Below are 16,292 nucleotides of genomic sequence, written 5' to 3' on the forward strand. Positions count from 1 at the left end.
GCAAAAAGTAGGACACATCCTGTCGTTTTGCGGTTTCAGATGCTGGAATAGTAAGCCGCCCATCGGTAAATGTCTTATTAAAGTGCGTAAGGAGCCCAGCAAATGACCCTCAACAGCCATGAAATTTTTGAGGGCAATCCGGCCAGTGGCATGATCCTGACCTGCGACCACGCCTCGAACCGTGTGCCGGATGAAATCGGCGATATCGGGTTGAGCGCATATGATATGTCGCGCCACATCGCATATGATGTTGGGGCGCGGGGCGTCACGCTGGCCATGGCGCAGCACACGAACTCCACCGCGATCCTGTCCCGCTTTAGCCGAATCGTGATAGACCCAAACCGTTCGGAAACCGATCCGACATTAGTGCGTCGCATCTATGATCGCAGTGTTATCGAGGGAAACCGCCACGCTGACAATGCCGAGGTCGCGCGCCGCATCGCAACCTATTACGCGCCCTATCACACCGCAATCACCCAGCAGATCACGCATACCCGCGCAATGGGCATCACACCTGCCATTGTCGCAATCCACTCCTACACCCCGCAAATGATGGGCCGCCCGCCGCGCCCGTGGCATGTCGGCATCCTGTGGGACGGCATCGACGGGCGGATTGCGCAGCCGCTAATGGATCGACTGCGGGCGGATGGGTTTTGCGTGGGGGATAACGAGCCATATCCCGGTACCTATGGCGATGACAGTCAGGACCGGCATGCCATGCAGCCCGGTTTGCCCAATGTCTTGATCGAGGTTCGCAATGACCTGATCGAGGATGAGGCCGGTCAGAAGGAATGGGCGGATCGCCTGAGCACCCATCTAATGCCGATCATCTCGAATTTGTAATCGCGTGATGCACTGGCAATTGCGCGGGGCCAACGCTTACATATGCTCAAACGGAGGACTGATATGGACGACCAAACCCGCATTGAGCTAGAAGCCGCCGCCTTTCGCCGGTTGCGCGATCATCTGCGCACACGCACCGATGTGCAGAATATCGACATGATGAACCTGACCGGTTTTTGCCGCAATTGCCTGAGCCGCTGGTATCAGGAGGAGGCAAATGCCCGTGACATCCCGATGGATAAGGCCGAGGGACGTGAAATCGTCTACGGCATGCCGTACGGTGAATGGGTCGAAAAGCATCAGGTCGAGGCATCAGATGCGCAAAAAGCGGCCTTCGATGCAGCACCGAAGGCCCACTAGGGTTTAGATCGCGGCGGCGCGTGCCTCTGCGATGTACAATTCGCGCAAACGCTTGGCGATGGGCCCCGGTGTGCCATCGCCAAGGGTAACGCCGTCAACCTCGACCACGGGCATCACGAATGAGGACGCAGCGGTCACGAAGGCCTCCTGCGCATTGCGGGCCTCCTCAGGCGTGAAGGGGCGTTCCTCGATGCGAATCTGCGCCTCGGCCGCCAGACGCAACACGGCGGCGCGGGTGATACCGTGCAGGATCGAGTTGCTGAGGTTGCGGGTCACAATCGCCCCATCCTTGGTCACGATATAGGCGTTGTTGGATGTGCCCTCGGTGATGTGCTCATCCTCGATCATCCACGCATCGTCACAGCCCTGCGCCTTGGCCGCCATTTTGCACATGGACGGGGCCAGCAACTGAACCGTCTTGATGTCACGACGGCCCCATCGGATATCCTCGACAAAGGCGATCTTCAGGCCCTTTTCCGCCATTGGCGTATCGGCCAACTGCTTCGCCTGCGAAAACAGAACCAGCGAGGGCTTAACGCCAACAGGATAGGTAAAGTCACGATCCGCAGCGCCACGGGTGACTTGCAGATAGATCAGCCCCTCGGTCAGGTCATTTTCCACGATCAGGCGGCGGTGGATCGCCTCCATCTCCTCATCCGAAACGGGGGCGTCCATTTCCAGTTCTGACAGCGAGCGCGCCAGACGGGTCATGTGACCGGGGAAATCCACTAGCTTGCCATCCAGAATCGAGGTAACCTCGTAAACGCCATCCGCGAACAGGAAACCGCGATCAAAGACCGAGATCTTCGCATCTTCCTCAGGCACAAACTCACCGTTTACATATACAATGCGTGACATGGATTATCCCCACAGTTCAGGGCGCGGGGATTGAACCTCTGCACCGATAAATTCCAGCGGCGGATTGCGATCCTCCGCCAATAACAGGGGACCGTCCAGATCGACGATCTCCGCGTTTTGGGCCACCAGAACGGCAGGCGCCATGGCCAGTGAAGACCCGACCATGCAACCAACCATCACGCGGAACCCTGCGGCGCGCGCAGCATCGTGCAGCGCCAACGCCTCAGTCAGGCCGCCCGTTTTGTCCAACTTGATATTCACCATATCGTATTTGCCGTGCAGTCCCGCGAGGCTGGTCCGGTCATGGCAGCTTTCATCGGCGCAAACCGGCAGCAACCGGTCCAGATGCAGCAGGGCGTCATCCTCGCCAGCAGGAAAGGGCTGTTCAACCAATTCAACGCCTAGGGCGACGAGCTGCGGGGCCAGTTCGCGGTATTGCTCGGCGGTCCATCCCTCATTCGCATCAACGATAATGCGTGCATCGGGGGCACCGGCACGCACCGCGCGGATACGGGCGAGGTCATCAGGGCCACCGCCCAGCTTGGTTTTCAGCAACGGACGATGCGCGTTCTTTGCCGCGCTGGCCTGCATTGCAGATGGTTCCGCAATGGACAGGGTAAACGCGGTGGTGACCGGTTGCGGCTCCTCAATGCCTGCAAGTTCCCATGCGGGACGGCCAGCCTGCTTTGCCCGCAAATCCCACATGGCGCAGTCCACGGCATTTCGTGCCGCACCCGAGGGCAGCGCGTCCTGCAAGGCAGCCTGATCGATATCCTGTGGCAGGCTGCGAATTTGCGCCAAAACGGATTCGATCGTTTCGCCGTAGCGGGCATAGGGCACGCATTCGCCGCGCCCTACTGCCCCGTCACGATGCATCTCAACGGTTACGATTTTCGCCTCGGTTCTGGAGCCGCGCGAGATCGTGAAAACTTCCGCAAGGCGGAAGCTTTCCTCATATGCCTTAATCACGACAATGCATCCACCAGACGACCCGCGCCATGGCGGTACGGATCGGTTGTTGGCAGACCCATGCGGGTTTCGATCTCGGCCAAGCAAGCCGCAGCTGCCTCATCATCCAGACCTGCGGTGTTCACGGAAATGCCCACGACCTGACAATCAGGGTTCACGCGACGCGCCAGATGCAGCGCTGTATCGCGCAGATCCTCCAGCGTCGGCAGATCGTAATCAGGCAGGCCACGCATGTGTGTGCGCGTCGGCTCGTGACACAGGATCAAGGCATCCGCCTGACCGCCATGAACCAGCGCCATCGTCACACCGGAATAGGAGGCATGGAACAGGCTGCCCTGCCCCTCGATCAGATCCCAGTGATCCGCGTCATTATCAGGCGTCAACCATTCCACTGCACCCGCCATGAAATCGGCAATAACCGCGTCCAGCGGCACACCATCACCAGTGATCAGGATGCCCGTCTGACCGGTCGCGCGGAACGTGGATTTCATGCCCCGCTCACGCATCACGGCATCCATGGCGAGGGCGGTATACATCTTGCCCACGGAACAATCTGTACCCACGGCGAGGCACCGCTTGCCGGTACGCTTCACACCATTGGCGATGGGGTAATCCACAGTCGGCACACGCACATCGTGTAAGGTGCGGCCATGCTGCTCCGCTGCGGCCACCAGATCGGGTTCGTCGCGAAGCAGGTTGTGCAGGCCGGATGCGATGTCCATGCCGGCGGCCAATGCCTCAACCAAGACACCACGCCATGCGGGAGAAATCACGCCGCCCCGGTTAGCAACACCAATCACAAGGGTTTTCGCACCAGCAGCAACCGCATCAGCGATCGACAGGTCGGGCAGCTTCATATCAGCCTTACACCCGTCCAGGCGGAACTGGCCAATGGCCATGTCTGGACGCCAGTCGCGGATACCCTGGGCGACCTTTGCCGCCAAGGGGTCAGGCGCGTCGCCCAGGAAAAGCAAATACGGCGATTCAATCATTGTGAAACCCTCAGTCATGAAATTCACATGACGCTAGGCCGACACAACGTATGCGGTCAAACGCGAAACGCCCTGTAAGAGCTGTTATGCTCAGGCTGCATGGGTTTCAGGCGTTGCAATGACGGGAATGCTCATCTCCGCGCCATTCAGCACAGCATTTGAGCTGACCTCGTCCGGTGTTGCACAGATTCCGTTGCGCACCATCCAACGTCCCACGGATGGGGCCGCACTGATCAAGGCAAATGGAATCGAGAATGCCAAACCGGCCAGCACAGGCGCCGCCCATGGCAGGGACTCTGGCGATTGCCACAGCAACAATCCCGCCAAGCCCAGCCCCGCCAGCGTTTGCCCCCACAATCCGCTCACCGCCAAGCGCAGAGGCAAAGCATAGGGGTCACGGTTCTGACCGCCCCAAATCACCGACCGGCCAAACAGCAACCCGATCAGGAACAGCGTCACGCGAAATGCGACCAGAGGTGCGAGCAGCATCGAAAACGCTGTCTCCAGCAATGCGCCGGCCGCGAAGCGCGCCCCACCGCCATAGCTGGCCACGCCACCGGGACGCAGGGCCACATCGATCCAGCCTGCAACCTTGGGGAACAGGCTCATACCGATCATGACAAAGAACATGGACAGACCGAAGGCGAGGTTCACCTGCTCCTCAATCCCGTTCATCAGCTTGAATGCGGCAGCAGCGGTCATGATCATCCATGCCGGCGCGCCCATATACATCATCATGGCCGAGAATATCTGAAAGCGGCTCATCGGCTTCAGCCCGCGCCAGAACAGGATGCGGCCATATTGCATGTTGCCCTGACACCAGCGCAAATCCCGCTTGGTGAAATCAACCAGGGTTGGCGGATTTTCTTCCCAGCTTTCACCCTCAACCGGCATCACGCGGCATTCAAAGCCAGCGCGGCGCATCAGAACGGCCTCAACCTGATCATGGCTCAGGATATGCCCGCCCAGCGGGGCCGATCCGGGTAGCTTTGGCAGACGACAATGGCGGCGGAATGCATCCACGCGGACCAAGGCATTATGGCCCCAATACGGACCGCAATCCCCGTGCCACCACGCAGCACCCAACGTAAAGCTGCGCATGCCGTGGCGCATTCCGAACTGGAATGTCCGTGCAAAGGCTGACCGCGCAGGCGCACCCACGACGAGGCTTTGCAGAATGCCGATGCGGGGGTGCGCCTGTAGGATACGCACCATACGCAGCATCGCTGCGCCCGACATCAGGCTGTCCGTGTCCAGCGGCAGGAAGTAATCGTATTGCCGCCCCCAACGCCGCATGAAATCGCGGATATTGCCGGTCTTGTACCCGACATTATCATCGCGACGACGATAGAGAGCATTCACACCCAGTTGCATCCGCGTGGCATCAAATGCCTGCTGTTCAGCCCGCACAATTTCCGCATCATCGGTATCCGACAGGATGTAGATATCGAATTGCGCACCATATCCCGTCGCATCCAGCGAGCGGCGCATCTCAACCAAGCGGGCAAAGGCAGGCTCTGGCGGTTCATTGCGCAGGAACAGCGTCAGCGCGGTGCGCGTCGTGATGGGCGCAGAGTTTTGTGCATCGGCCATTTGCGGCGCGGCGCGCTCCAGCCCACCTGCGCTGCCATGCATCAGCCACAGACCGATCACCGCATTCCAGAATCCCATAACGGTCCATGGCGCGCCGACACAAACGCAGGCCATGATGATAATATCGGTTGTATTCCAACCGCCTGCACCGAATACCGCGATCAATCCGATCAGGATCGCAATCATGGTCACAAGGTTAAGTACAAACACCGTCCGGCGCCGACGAGTCAGAACGCGCCGGTCCTGTAATCCGGCAGGCGTGCGCACGGGGTCGTGACCGGCCGTAGCCGTGATTGGGTGGACGTCGGGAATCATGTGGTTAGTCTCCGCGCCAAATGGGCGTTAGGCAGCACCCGTATAGGAGAGTACTCATGCAAGCACGTGCGATTTGGTATACTGGTGATGGTTCTGGTGTCGCCCTGCGCGATGCCGATATGGGCACCGGTGAACTGCTGCTGGAAACAGTCGCCTCTGGTCTGTCGCGCGGGACGGAACGCACGGTGGCGCGGGGTATGGTTCCGCGTTCCGAATGGGACCGGATGGCGCTGCCCACGCAGGAGGGCAGCTTCGCCCTGCCCATCAAATACGGCTATGCCTGCGTGGCCCGCATTGTGCAGGGCCCGCCCGACATCCTCAATCGCCTCGTCTTTACGATGCATCCGCATCAAAACCTCTTTCGTGCGCACCGCGATGCGGTACATGTTCTGCCGGTCGATCTGCCGATCCGGCGCGCGACACTGGCCGCGAATATGGAAACCGCGCTGAACGCGATCTGGGATGCCGAGGTTCCAACCGGCGCCCCCGTTGCCGTTATCGGCGGGGGGCTGATCGGGTGCCTCGTGGCGTATCTGGCCAATCGCATTGGAAAATCCGATGTGACGCTTATCGACAAGATAGGTGAACGTGCAAAAACGGCGAGTGAACTTCGCGTGAGCTTCGCGACCGCAACAAACCGCCTATCCCCGTGCCACACGGTGTTCCACACATCGGGCAGCGAACAGGGCCTGAGGGATGCCATACACGCGCTGGACTTTGAGGGGCAAGTGATTGAAATGAGCTGGTATGGTGATCGCGAGGTTTCCGTGCCACTGGGCGGTACATTCCACGCACAGCGCCTGTCGATCCGGTGTTCGCAGGTGGGGCATGTCGCACCCTCACGCCGCGCCTCGACCACATATGCAGACAGGATGCGCACGGCGATTGGCCTATTGGATGATCCCGCACTAGATGTGCTGCTAACCCATGACATCGCGTTCGAAAATGCCGAACGCGACCTGCCCCTACGTTTGGCTGCGGATGCGGACGGCATCGCGACCACAATCAGTTACTGAAAGGATATCAAATGTTTGCAGTAGAAGTTCGCGATCACATCATGATCGCACACAGCCTGAAGGGCGATGTTTTCGGCCCTGCGCAGAAAATGCACGGTGCGACCTTTGTCGTGGATGTGACCTTTTTCCGCGAAACCTTGTCCCCCGATAATATCGTGGTGGATATGGGCCGCGCGCATGATGTGCTCAAGGCTGTTCTGGGCCCGCTGAACTACGGCAATCTGGACGAAGTGTTCCCCGGCGAGGTGACAACAACCGAATTCCTGTGCCGCCATATTCACGGCGAAATCGCAGCTGCCGCCGCCAAGGGCGCGCTGGGACCGGGCTCGGACGGGTTGAGCGCATTGCGCGTCACCCTGAACGAAAGCCATGTTGCCAAGGCGTGGTACGAGGCTGCCCTTTGATCGGCACCTTTGCGATTCCGGGCGACCTGACCACCACCAGTGGCGGGTACGCTTACGATCGCTCACTATTACGAGAGCTACCGGAGCTGGTCCATTTGGCCCTGCCCGGTGGCTATCCATTCCCGTCGCAGGCGGAAATCGACATTGCGGCGAACCTGCTGCACGCGGCGGATGGCCCGCTGCTGATCGACGGGTTGGCTTATGGCGCATTGCCAGCGGAGCTGACGCGCAGCCTGCAACAACCTGTTGTGGCCCTGTGCCACCACCCACTGGCAATGGAAACGGGGACAGGAGTGGAGGATGCGGTTCGGCTACAAGCGTCGGAATATGCTGCGCTCGCCGCCGCTGCCGCAGTCATTGTGACCAGCGAAACCACGGCCCGCACCCTGCACACCCGATATGATGTACCTGAGGATAAGATCCACGTCGCGGAACCGGGCCTGATGCCTGTGCCAGCGGCCCCGCGCAACGGATCGCCCCCCGTCATTTTGACCGTCGCATCACTTACCCCGCGCAAGGGGCATGATGTCCTGATCGCCGCGCTTGCTGGTATCAGCGACCTGAATTGGCGCGCCATCTGGGCGGGGCCGTCGCCGAATGCGGCATGGGCGGAAACACTGCTGGATTTGATCGCGCAGGCGAACCTACAGGATCGCATCACCCTGCTGGGCGCGATATCCGAGCCTGACTTGATGCAGCAACGCCTGAACGCCGATCTGTTCTGCCTGCCCTCACATTACGAGGGCTACGGCATGGCCTTTACCGAGGCGATGCTAAGCGGCCTGCCCGTCATCGGCTGCGCAGGTGGCGCGGTAACCGATGTGGTGCCGCCCGTCGCCGGACTGCTAACGGAGCCGGGGGATGCGGGTGCGCTGTCCCGATCCCTGCGCGCCGTTTTGACCGATGATATTTTGGCAGAACGGCTGGCGACTGGCGGTCGCTCCCACGCGCTGTCCTTGCCCAGTTGGCCGGATACGGCGGCCGTGGTGCGTGATGTTATGAATAGGATGACCCGATGAGCTTTTCGATCGACTGGCTGGACCTGCGCGAACCTGCGGACCTGCGCGCACGGGATCAGGGCCTAATCGCAACGCTGGCTGAATGGTGCGCCGGACGCACGCCACGTATCCTCGATTTGGGCAGCGGCACAGGGTCCAGCTATCGCGGATTGTCGCCCCATATTGGCGGGCAGTGGACGCTGACCGATATCGATACCGCCCTACTGCGTGAGGCGACCCAGCGGCATGGGGATGAGCCAAGCTTTGCCACGACGCGCAATGTCGATCTGATGGCGGATCTAGAGGAGTTGATCGCAGAAACGCAGCCCGATCTGATTTGCGGATCGGCGCTGATCGATCTCGCCTCGGCCCAATGGCTGAACCGTCTGGCCGCCGCTCTGCCACCAACCGCCGCATTCTATATGGCGCTGAGCTATGACGGGATCGAGCATTGGTCCCCCCAGCCCCCGCATGAGGAAACCGCCCACCAGGCATTCCTGTCACATCAACGCACGGATAAGGGGTTCGGCCCCGCGCTTGGCCCGGATGCGGCCAGCTATATGGCGGAAAAGTTGTCGGAACGTGGTTGGCAGGTGCAATCCGCGCTCAGCCCATGGGTTCTGGATCGCAGCGATGCCGCGCTAATCGCTCCGCTTGCCACGGGATCGGCGGCTGCGGTGGCTGAAACGGGCGCGTTATCGGATAGCGACCTGCATGAATGGGCGGCGGGACGGGCCGTAGCAAGAAACGTGACCGTCGGTCACATCGACCTGCTGGCCCTGCCCCGCGCCTGAATCCTCAGCCGATCATACGTCGCAGCAGGCCGTCCTTCTTGACGAAGCCATGGAACAGCGCCGCGCCGATATGGGCAACCAGCAGGGCCATAACCACTTTGGCAGCGATCCCATGTGCACCCAGCGCGGTATGCGAGAACTCACGGTCCTGCGCCACAATTGGCGGCATCTCGAACAGGCCGTAAAAGGGCAGCGGCGCGCGGTAGGCACTGACGCCGATCCACCCAAGCACCGGCACCGCGATCAGCAGCAGATATAGCAAGCCGTGAACCGCGCCGGAGCCTGCCTTCTCCACCTTGGTCAGAGGCACCTCATAGGGTGGTTTCGGCTGAAAAAATGCCATGACGGTCCGCAGCAACATCAGCCCCAGGATCAGGAAACCTGTGCTTTTGTGGATGCCGTAAACCAGATCGAATGAACCCTCGCCAAGAGCCCCCTCAATCGCGGACTTATTATCGAAATCGGTAAAGATCAGCCCCATGGGCAGCATGGCCAGAACAAGGATTGCGATGATCCAGTGCAATGCCTTGCGTGCGGTCGGGTAGCTATAGCTCATTCGTCTCTCTCCCAATGCTCACGCAGGTCGCAGGTAAACAGAACATCCCCGTCATCGAAGACATGAACCCGCGTCTGCGGCCGTCGGGCCTGCTCCAACCGCTCAATCGGCTTTAGCGCCAATCCAGCCTTACCCGACCCCAAGATCATCGGAGCCATCAAGATATGGAGCAGATCAACTGTATCCGCGTCAAGAAAACGTGCAAGCGTATCGGCGCCCCCCTCGATCAACAGCCGTTCCAGCCCAACCTCGGCCAGCGCCGCGATAATTGCGGCAGGCGGCAGTTGCCCGCCCTCGGGCTCGACATCAATACGGGTTGCACCATCGGGCACCGGTATTCCGGGTTTGGTCACCACGTAAACCGGAGCTGCACCATCGCTGAACAAAGTCAGATCGGGCGAAACCCTGCCACAGGGATCAATGACCACCCGCGCCGGATGTGCACCATCCACACGTCGCACCGTTAGTTGCGGGTTGTCGGCCATGGCCGTACCCACACCAACAATCACCGCGTCCACCTCGGCCCGCAGCCGGTGCAGGTGATCCAGCGCAGATCGCCCGTTGATATATTTCGACGCGCCCGTGACCGTCGCAATGCGCCCGTCCAGCGTCTGACCCAATTGGGCAATAACCACAGGTCCACTGGTGCACCGACCGGGCAGCAACGGCGTGATGGATTTCGATGCAGAGATATTCATGGCGACTCCCCGTTTTCGCATGAACTAGCGCGCAACCGGCATCTGGCCAGTCGCAGGCACATCACGCGCAGGTGCTGGCCGTTTCCACGGATTGCTTTTGATCCATCCGACGAAATACGCCACACCGATCAGAATCCCCATACCGGTGCAGTTGACCAACCACCACGACCATGGCTCGCGCCCCAGATTATCCAGCAACAAGCCGTCAAACTGGCTGAGCGGGATCGACACCATAAAACAGGCGAGGCTTTGCGTGCCCACCTTACGCACGACAGGCACGACATGTTGCACCAGATCATGGGTGATCCAGTGACGTCGATCCGCGCCGATGGCTGCCCAGATTAGCATAACCGCCGCAATCAGGTGCGCGATTTGCAACAGGCCAATCCGGTCGCCATTGACAAACAGGTTTGTTCCGAACACAGCCATTGCCGCATCATCCAGCAGCCAAACCACGATAGCGTTCAACCACGGCGTATAGGACGCGATCCAATCCACATAGGTATAGGGGATCGTCAGGATCAGCACGATTGCCGCAGCCACCAGCGCAGGTCGCCGCGCCACACGGGGCGTAGTGAAACCATCGCGAAGCCGCGATCCACCAATCCCGACCATCATCCACGCCACATAGGCCACGGCGAGGAAATGCAGATAGCGCAGGCCGCCCTGCTCGGTTTTCCACCACAGGGGGCGGATCGCCTCACGTGTGGCCTCGATCCAGTTTTGCAGCGCCCAATCGCCGGGCAAATACAACCCGCGATGGATTTTGAACCATGCAAAGGGCAGCACCAGCAGGATGAACCCGATTGCGGCCCATAGCAGTGCCTTGCTGCGCGGCGGGGTCGGCACCCATTTCATGCCCAGAACAAAGCCGGTAAAGAAGATCAACTGCCATGCAAACGGGTTAAAGAACCACCGCCCCTGCCCCCATGGATTGCTGGGTAAGTTCAGAAAGGACAGGCTGTCGCCAATCGCATACAGCCCCACATGCAGATCGCGCAACGTGGAGGGGTCTTCAACCTCCACCGCCCAACCGGCAAGGTTCGCCATCAGCCACAGCACCCCGATTGCTGTCAGAACAGCAGGCGTGCCAAATTGGCGCTGGATAAACATCACAGCAGGGATCAACGCCAGAATAACGATATACATCGGCAGGATGTCGAACAGGCCGGGCACATAGGTCAGCGTCAGCAGGCCCAGCAGCGCCTCGCCTGTTTCATTGAAAAACGGCACGACATAGGGGCGATGGATATAGGGCGTGTCCCAATTGCCCACGCCGAAATGATCTATCGAAAACAGCAACAGCGCCGTCACTATGAAAATTCCGAAATGCGCCCAGTACACCTGCCAGATGCGATGCAAAATCCGGGCGGTGCCTAAAAACCATCCTGCCTTGGCAAAGATACCGCCAAAGGCCAGCGCCGATGCCATGCCCGAACAGAACACAAACAAATCCGCGCCATCGGAAAATCCGAAGCGTGCCGGAATCCACAATGTCCACGTATTGCCCGGCGTATGCGCCAGCAGGATGATGAACATTGCCATTCCGCGAAAGAAATCCAGTCGAGGATCGCGAATTTTGACAGGCTTGATGCCTGTCTGGGCGGTCGGGTTAGCGGTGATCATGGTGGTTTTCTTACTCCGCAGCGATACCGGCATCTGCCAGATCGGACCGGCGCACCTCAATCTGATGGCGCCGTCGCGCTGTATAGCCGTCCTCCGCACCACGTTCCAGCATTCGCCGCGCTAACAGCGCCTCAGCCCCCGAACAATCGCCACAGCGCAGATGCGCCTCAACCGCCAAACGCCAGAAAACATCTCGCTGGGCGTGACTGCCACCGATACGGGGCATGAATTCCAGTGCCATGCGCAGATCACGCGCCGCAGGGCCGTAATCCGCCGCACGAAACGATAGCAGGCCACGCGCAGCGGCATTGCCGGACAGGGCGCCAACCTCATGCTGGTCATGCTCGATCGTCGCGGCATCGCTGGCGATACGCGCAGCCAGCGCCTGACTTTCCGCTGTGCGACCCGTTGCGTTCAGCGCCAGCAGGTAGTGCAGATCAGCAAAGATCAGACAGCCATCATCGGTGCGTGCTGCACTCAATGCGCCCAGCTCCTCCCACCGGTCGCCGACATCAACACCCTCAACCTCCAACCGCAGCAATAGTGATGCAGCGTTCGAGATATCGCGGAAATCATCGGTTTGGTCCGGTCTGATCTTGCGATCATATAGCTCAAGAACCGGCCCATATGCGCCCCGATCCAGATGGAACAGCGCAAGGTGCCACCAGACGTGATAGCCGAAATTGTTACAATGTGCCCAATGCTTTGACCGGCCAGCCAACCAGCGCACACCGTCCTCGTTCCGGCCAGTCATATCCAGAACATGGGCCACCGCGTGCAGACCCCATGCATCATCGGGACACAGCTCCAATCCCGCACGACCCGCGATTTCAGCAGCGGCGTAATCGCCGGTTTCCTCCAGCGCGAAGGCCTGACAGCCCAATAGATAGCCATGCAACTGATGGTCCGGCGCAAATCCTGTGCGCGCCAAGCGGGTCGAATTCAGCATGCCCTGCGCGTCACCCAGCATAAAGCGCAGCGACTGCACCAGCTTCATTGCCAGTGCATCCCCCGGCCAGTTCTGGATCACGACATCCAGGCGTGCAGCGGCCCAACCCCAATGACCCGCGACCGCCTCGGCCAAGGCGGTCACAAACTCGGCCTCACGCGGGTTCGCTCCACCCTGCGCCGCAGCCGATTTGGCAAGCGCCAGCTCATCGGTGACCACCCCCATCAGCTCACGTCGTGCGAGCAACAGGTAGAACATTCCCTTAACCGCATGGCCCAACGCAAATCCCGGCTCACGTGTTAGCACCACACCCAGATGTTCCGGCGTCGCCGCCGAATGCGCCAGAAACGCGCGTTGCACATTATTCCACGCAGACAATGCCGTCTGATCGGAGAGAGTAACTGCCAAGCCGTTGAGGTCATGCATCATGTAGGTTGATCCAGATAAGTGCGCTTTTCCAACAGCTAGCGCATCTTTCGCTGAAATACCCATCACGAGGAGTTCATTCACCTATCTGTTATCACAGCGGAGCAATGTTTCGCGTAAACACCGAATAATGAACCGTATTCCTTTCCTCCTCTCCGTTCTCGCCTCTGTCATCCTTGCTATTGTTGCATGGCGGGTTGAGGGGCGTGACCATTTATGGGCCGTCGTGATCGGCATTGCGGCGGGGGTTGTACTGTATAATGCCAGCTTTGGCTTCACGGCGGGGTGGCGCAACATTGTGCTGAACCGCAGGGGGCGCGGGCTGCGGGCGCAAATGCTGCTGATCGGGTTAATCGTTGTTGTTGCCTATCCGGTGATCGCGGAGGGGGGAGCCTTCGGACAAGATGTTCGGGGCTATATCCTGCCACTGGGAGTGGCGTCGGCCCTTGGCGCATTTGTCTTTGGCATCGGGATGCAATTGGGGTCAGGCTGCGCATCAGGCACTTTGTTTACGGCGGGCGGTGGGTCCAGTCGGATGATGCTGGTGCTGATCTTCTTTATCGCGGGCAGTGTTTGGGCCACGGCGCATTGGGATTTCTGGACAACATTACCGCGCACCAGATCCGGCATATCCCTGATCCGGCTGCTTGGCTGGCAGGGCGCGGTGGCCGTCATGCTGGCCGCCGTCAGTGCAATCTGGTGGATTTCTGTGCGGGTCGAGCGCAGCGCCCATGGTAGCTTGCAAACGGATCGCGGGACCTCCGTCTGGTCGATCTGGGCAGGCGCGGTGGGGTTGGCGGTCGTCGCGCTGGCTTTCCTGCTGGTGCTGGGGCGGCCATGGGGCATCACCTACGGGTTTGCGGTATGGGGCGCGCAGGCGGCGGATATGGCCGGATTGCAGCCAACCGACTGGACCTATTGGGCGGGATGGCGACGCGGCAATGTAGAGGGTGGCATCCTGTCCAGTGCGACCAATGCTTCGAACCTTGGGATTATCGCGGGCGCGATGGTGGCCGCTGCCTTCGCTGGCCGGTGGTCACCTGTCTGGTCCCTGACCAAGCGTGAGGTGCTGACCGCCGTGATCGGAGGCCTGATGATGGGATATGGTGCGCGGCTGGCCTATGGCTGCAATATCGGGGCCTATCTGGGCGGGTTGACCAGCGGCAGCCTACATGGGGTCTGGTGGCTGATCTGGGGGTTCGCCGGATCATTTATCGGGGTGGAGTTGCGGGTGCGGCTCGGCATGGATCCGCGCCCCGCACGGGCCTGATTAGCCCAGCAATGCCACAGGTGAGTCGTCCTCACGCACGTAATCAACCGGTGCATTGTCAGTGATTGGGGTGCAGCGCTTGTATTCATAGCGCATGAATCGCCCCTCGCATTCCGCAGCCACGATCAGGCAGTCGGAAATGTGGCGTGCGCCGTCCAGCACCGCAACGGCACCGCGCAGGCGTGGCGCATCAATTGGCAGGGTGAAGCCGCTATCATCCATGCTGAGAACATCAACAATGGTTTCGCCGTCCCGCACGCGCAGCCGCGTTTTGCGGGCCTTTAGCGCGCTCATCTCCAGCTCCGCAACGATGTAGTCTGGCAGGTGAATATCCATCTGATCCGTCCTTTCGTTCGCGCGCTGGTGATAGGTCCGTTCGGGACCAATGCGCACCCCCAACTAGGATACCAACATAACCTCGGATTCGAATCCACCCTTGGTTTATGTAATAAAAGTGACACCCGAACCATTTCCAATCCGTAAACAGTTTACGCGAAAACCTTGGGTTTATTTCCGGCTAAGTCTTGCCAAACTATGGCTCAAACGGAAGGAAGCGTGATGGGTAAGCTGGTAGACGGAAATTGGGCAAGCAACGATTTCATCGATGTGGAGGGGGACGGTTCGTTCAGCCGCAAACCAACCGCCTATCACAACTGGATCAACCCTGATGGCAGTGCCGGTCCGACGGGTCAGGGTGGCTTTGCCGCGCAAAGCGGGCGCTATCACCTATATGTTTCCTATGCCTGCCCATGGGCGCACCGCACGCTGATCTTTCGCGCGTTAAAGGGGCTGACCGATCATATCAGTATCTCGGTCGTGCATCCTGATATGCTGGACGATGGCTGGACCTTTGATGACAGCTTCGCCGGTGCCACGGGCGATCCGCTGTTCGGAAAATCCTTCGCCCGCGAGATTTACTTGCAGGCAGACCCCAACGCATCAGGCCGCGTGACCGTGCCGATCCTGTGGGACAAGCAGCGTAACACCATTGTCAGCAATGAAAGCTCCGAGATCATCCGCATGTTTAACAGTGCCTTTGACGGCATTACCGGCAACACCGACGATTACTGGCCCGCCGATCTGCGCGCAGACATTGAGCCGGTGAACGAGCGGATCTACAACACGTTGAACAATGGCGTCTACAAATCCGGCTTTGCGACAACACAGGGCGCCTATGATACGGCCGTCGCCGATGTCACGGAGACTATGCAGTGGCTGGAGGAACGCCTATCCACCAACCGCTACCTTATGGGCGACACAGTGACCGAGGCGGATTGGCGCCTAGCCGTGACTCTGTTCCGGTTTGATCTCGTCTATCACGGCCATTTCAAATGTAACCGCGCCAAGCTGATCGAATATCCCAACCTGTGGGCCTATACGCGTGAGCTGTACCAATGGTCCGGCGTCGCCGCGACGGTGAATTTCGATCATATCGTGCGGCATTACCATTTCAGCCAGCGCGACGTGAACCCCAGACAGATCATCCCGATTGGTCCCGTTATCGACTGGGCACAGCCGCATGGGCGCGACAGCTAAGCCATGCAGTGAGGATGATGAAAAACAGGGCGCACTAGCCAGACACATCTGGCTGCCCGAGTTTCGATTGCGCCCCCCGGCTGCAATCG

General features: G+C 59.8%; 17 protein-coding genes. 8 read left to right on the top strand and 9 right to left on the bottom strand.

The genetic code is table 11. The features are described 5' to 3' along the window. The first annotated feature begins 102 nt into the window (after nt 1–102). Together CR254_RS01840 and CR254_RS01845 are read left to right on the top strand one after the other, a co-directional pair. Nucleotides 103–843, top strand: coding sequence for an N-formylglutamate amidohydrolase (locus CR254_RS01840; RefSeq protein WP_097928099.1), 741 nt, complete (start codon nt 103–105; stop codon nt 841–843). Between the two features lie 63 nt (nt 844–906). Further along, nucleotides 907–1,203 carry a DUF1244 domain-containing protein gene (locus CR254_RS01845; protein ID WP_097928100.1) on the top strand — a complete coding sequence of 99 codons (297 nt, stop codon included), beginning with the start codon at nt 907–909 and terminating at the stop codon, nt 1,201–1,203. 3 nt (nt 1,204–1,206) lie between these two features. Here the strand turns inward: CR254_RS01845 and CR254_RS01850 are convergent, their stop codons facing one another. From CR254_RS01850 to mdoH, 4 genes are all read right to left on the bottom strand, one after another. Next, complete coding sequence (locus CR254_RS01850; protein ID WP_097928101.1) at nt 1,207–2,061, bottom strand: D-amino-acid transaminase; 855 nt, start codon at nt 2,059–2,061, stop codon at nt 1,207–1,209. Between the two features lie 3 nt (nt 2,062–2,064). Continuing rightward, nucleotides 2,065–3,030 carry an N-acetyl-D-Glu racemase DgcA gene (gene dgcA, locus CR254_RS01855; protein WP_219617967.1) on the bottom strand — a complete coding sequence of 322 codons (966 nt, stop codon included), beginning with the start codon at nt 3,028–3,030 and terminating at the stop codon, nt 2,065–2,067. Further along, entirely contained in the window at nt 3,027–4,022 is a 996-nt protein-coding gene (dgcN, locus tag CR254_RS01860) for an N-acetyltransferase DgcN (protein WP_097928102.1), read from the bottom strand. The genes dgcA and dgcN overlap by 4 nt, the downstream gene beginning before the upstream one ends. A 90-nt stretch (nt 4,023–4,112) precedes the next feature. Then, nucleotides 4,113–5,930, bottom strand: coding sequence for a glucans biosynthesis glucosyltransferase MdoH (mdoH, locus tag CR254_RS01865; RefSeq protein WP_097928103.1), 1,818 nt, complete (start codon nt 5,928–5,930; stop codon nt 4,113–4,115). Nucleotides 5,931–5,986: 56 nt separating this feature from the next. Here mdoH and CR254_RS01870 point away from each other — a divergent pair, with 56 nt between their 5' ends. From CR254_RS01870 to CR254_RS01885, 4 genes are read left to right on the top strand one after another with little or no spacing between them, the layout of a single operon-like run. Next, nucleotides 5,987–6,946, top strand: coding sequence for a zinc-dependent alcohol dehydrogenase (locus tag CR254_RS01870; RefSeq protein ID WP_097928104.1), 960 nt, complete (start codon nt 5,987–5,989; stop codon nt 6,944–6,946). A gap of 11 nt (nt 6,947–6,957) precedes the next feature. Beyond that, nucleotides 6,958–7,350: a 6-pyruvoyl trahydropterin synthase family protein gene (locus tag CR254_RS01875; RefSeq protein ID WP_097928105.1), complete on the top strand. Its 393-nt coding sequence runs from the start codon at nt 6,958–6,960 to the stop codon at nt 7,348–7,350. After that, nucleotides 7,347–8,369: a glycosyltransferase family 4 protein gene (locus CR254_RS01880; protein ID WP_180955855.1), complete on the top strand. Its 1,023-nt coding sequence runs from the start codon at nt 7,347–7,349 to the stop codon at nt 8,367–8,369. The genes CR254_RS01875 and CR254_RS01880 overlap by 4 nt, the downstream gene beginning before the upstream one ends. Next, a complete protein-coding gene (locus CR254_RS01885; protein ID WP_097928107.1) occupies nt 8,366–9,142 on the top strand; it encodes a class I SAM-dependent methyltransferase in 777 nt (258 codons plus the stop codon). The genes CR254_RS01880 and CR254_RS01885 overlap by 4 nt, the downstream gene beginning before the upstream one ends. Nucleotides 9,143–9,146: 4 nt before the next feature. Here CR254_RS01885 and CR254_RS01890 read toward each other — a convergent pair whose 3' ends face one another. From CR254_RS01890 to CR254_RS01905, 4 genes are read right to left on the bottom strand one after another with little or no spacing between them, the layout of a single operon-like run. Then, nucleotides 9,147–9,698 (bottom strand): cytochrome b, encoded by a 552-nt coding sequence (locus CR254_RS01890; RefSeq protein ID WP_097928108.1) that lies wholly within the window; start codon nt 9,696–9,698, stop codon nt 9,147–9,149. Further along, entirely contained in the window at nt 9,695–10,396 is a 702-nt protein-coding gene (locus tag CR254_RS01895) for a RibD family protein (protein ID WP_097928109.1), read from the bottom strand. The genes CR254_RS01890 and CR254_RS01895 overlap by 4 nt, the downstream gene beginning before the upstream one ends. 24 nt (nt 10,397–10,420) lie before the next feature. After that, entirely contained in the window at nt 10,421–12,022 is a 1,602-nt protein-coding gene (locus tag CR254_RS01900) for an OpgC family protein (RefSeq protein WP_180955856.1), read from the bottom strand. A 10-nt stretch (nt 12,023–12,032) separates the two neighbouring features. Further along, the gene (locus tag CR254_RS01905) at nt 12,033–13,400 is read right to left on the bottom strand and encodes a tetratricopeptide repeat protein (RefSeq protein ID WP_097928111.1); all 1,368 of its coding nucleotides are present in this window, start codon (nt 13,398–13,400) and stop codon (nt 12,033–12,035) included. 127 nt (nt 13,401–13,527) lie between these two features. Here CR254_RS01905 and CR254_RS01910 point away from each other — a divergent pair, with 127 nt between their 5' ends. Then, on the top strand, nt 13,528–14,667 hold the full coding sequence (locus CR254_RS01910; protein ID WP_097928112.1) for a YeeE/YedE family protein: 1,140 nt from the start codon (nt 13,528–13,530) through the stop codon (nt 14,665–14,667). Here the strand turns inward: CR254_RS01910 and CR254_RS01915 are convergent, their stop codons facing one another. Further along, complete coding sequence (locus CR254_RS01915) at nt 14,668–15,003, bottom strand: hypothetical protein (protein ID WP_097928113.1); 336 nt, start codon at nt 15,001–15,003, stop codon at nt 14,668–14,670. 222 nt (nt 15,004–15,225) lie between these two features. Between CR254_RS01915 and CR254_RS01920 the strand changes: the two genes are divergently transcribed. Next, on the top strand, nt 15,226–16,203 hold the full coding sequence (locus CR254_RS01920) for a glutathione S-transferase family protein (RefSeq protein ID WP_097928114.1): 978 nt from the start codon (nt 15,226–15,228) through the stop codon (nt 16,201–16,203). The last annotated feature ends 89 nt before the right edge of the window (nt 16,204–16,292 follow it).

Origin of the sequence: Pontivivens marinum (assembly GCF_900231835.1) — a bacterium.
GTDB lineage: Bacteria > Pseudomonadota > Alphaproteobacteria > Rhodobacterales > Rhodobacteraceae > Pontivivens > Pontivivens marinum.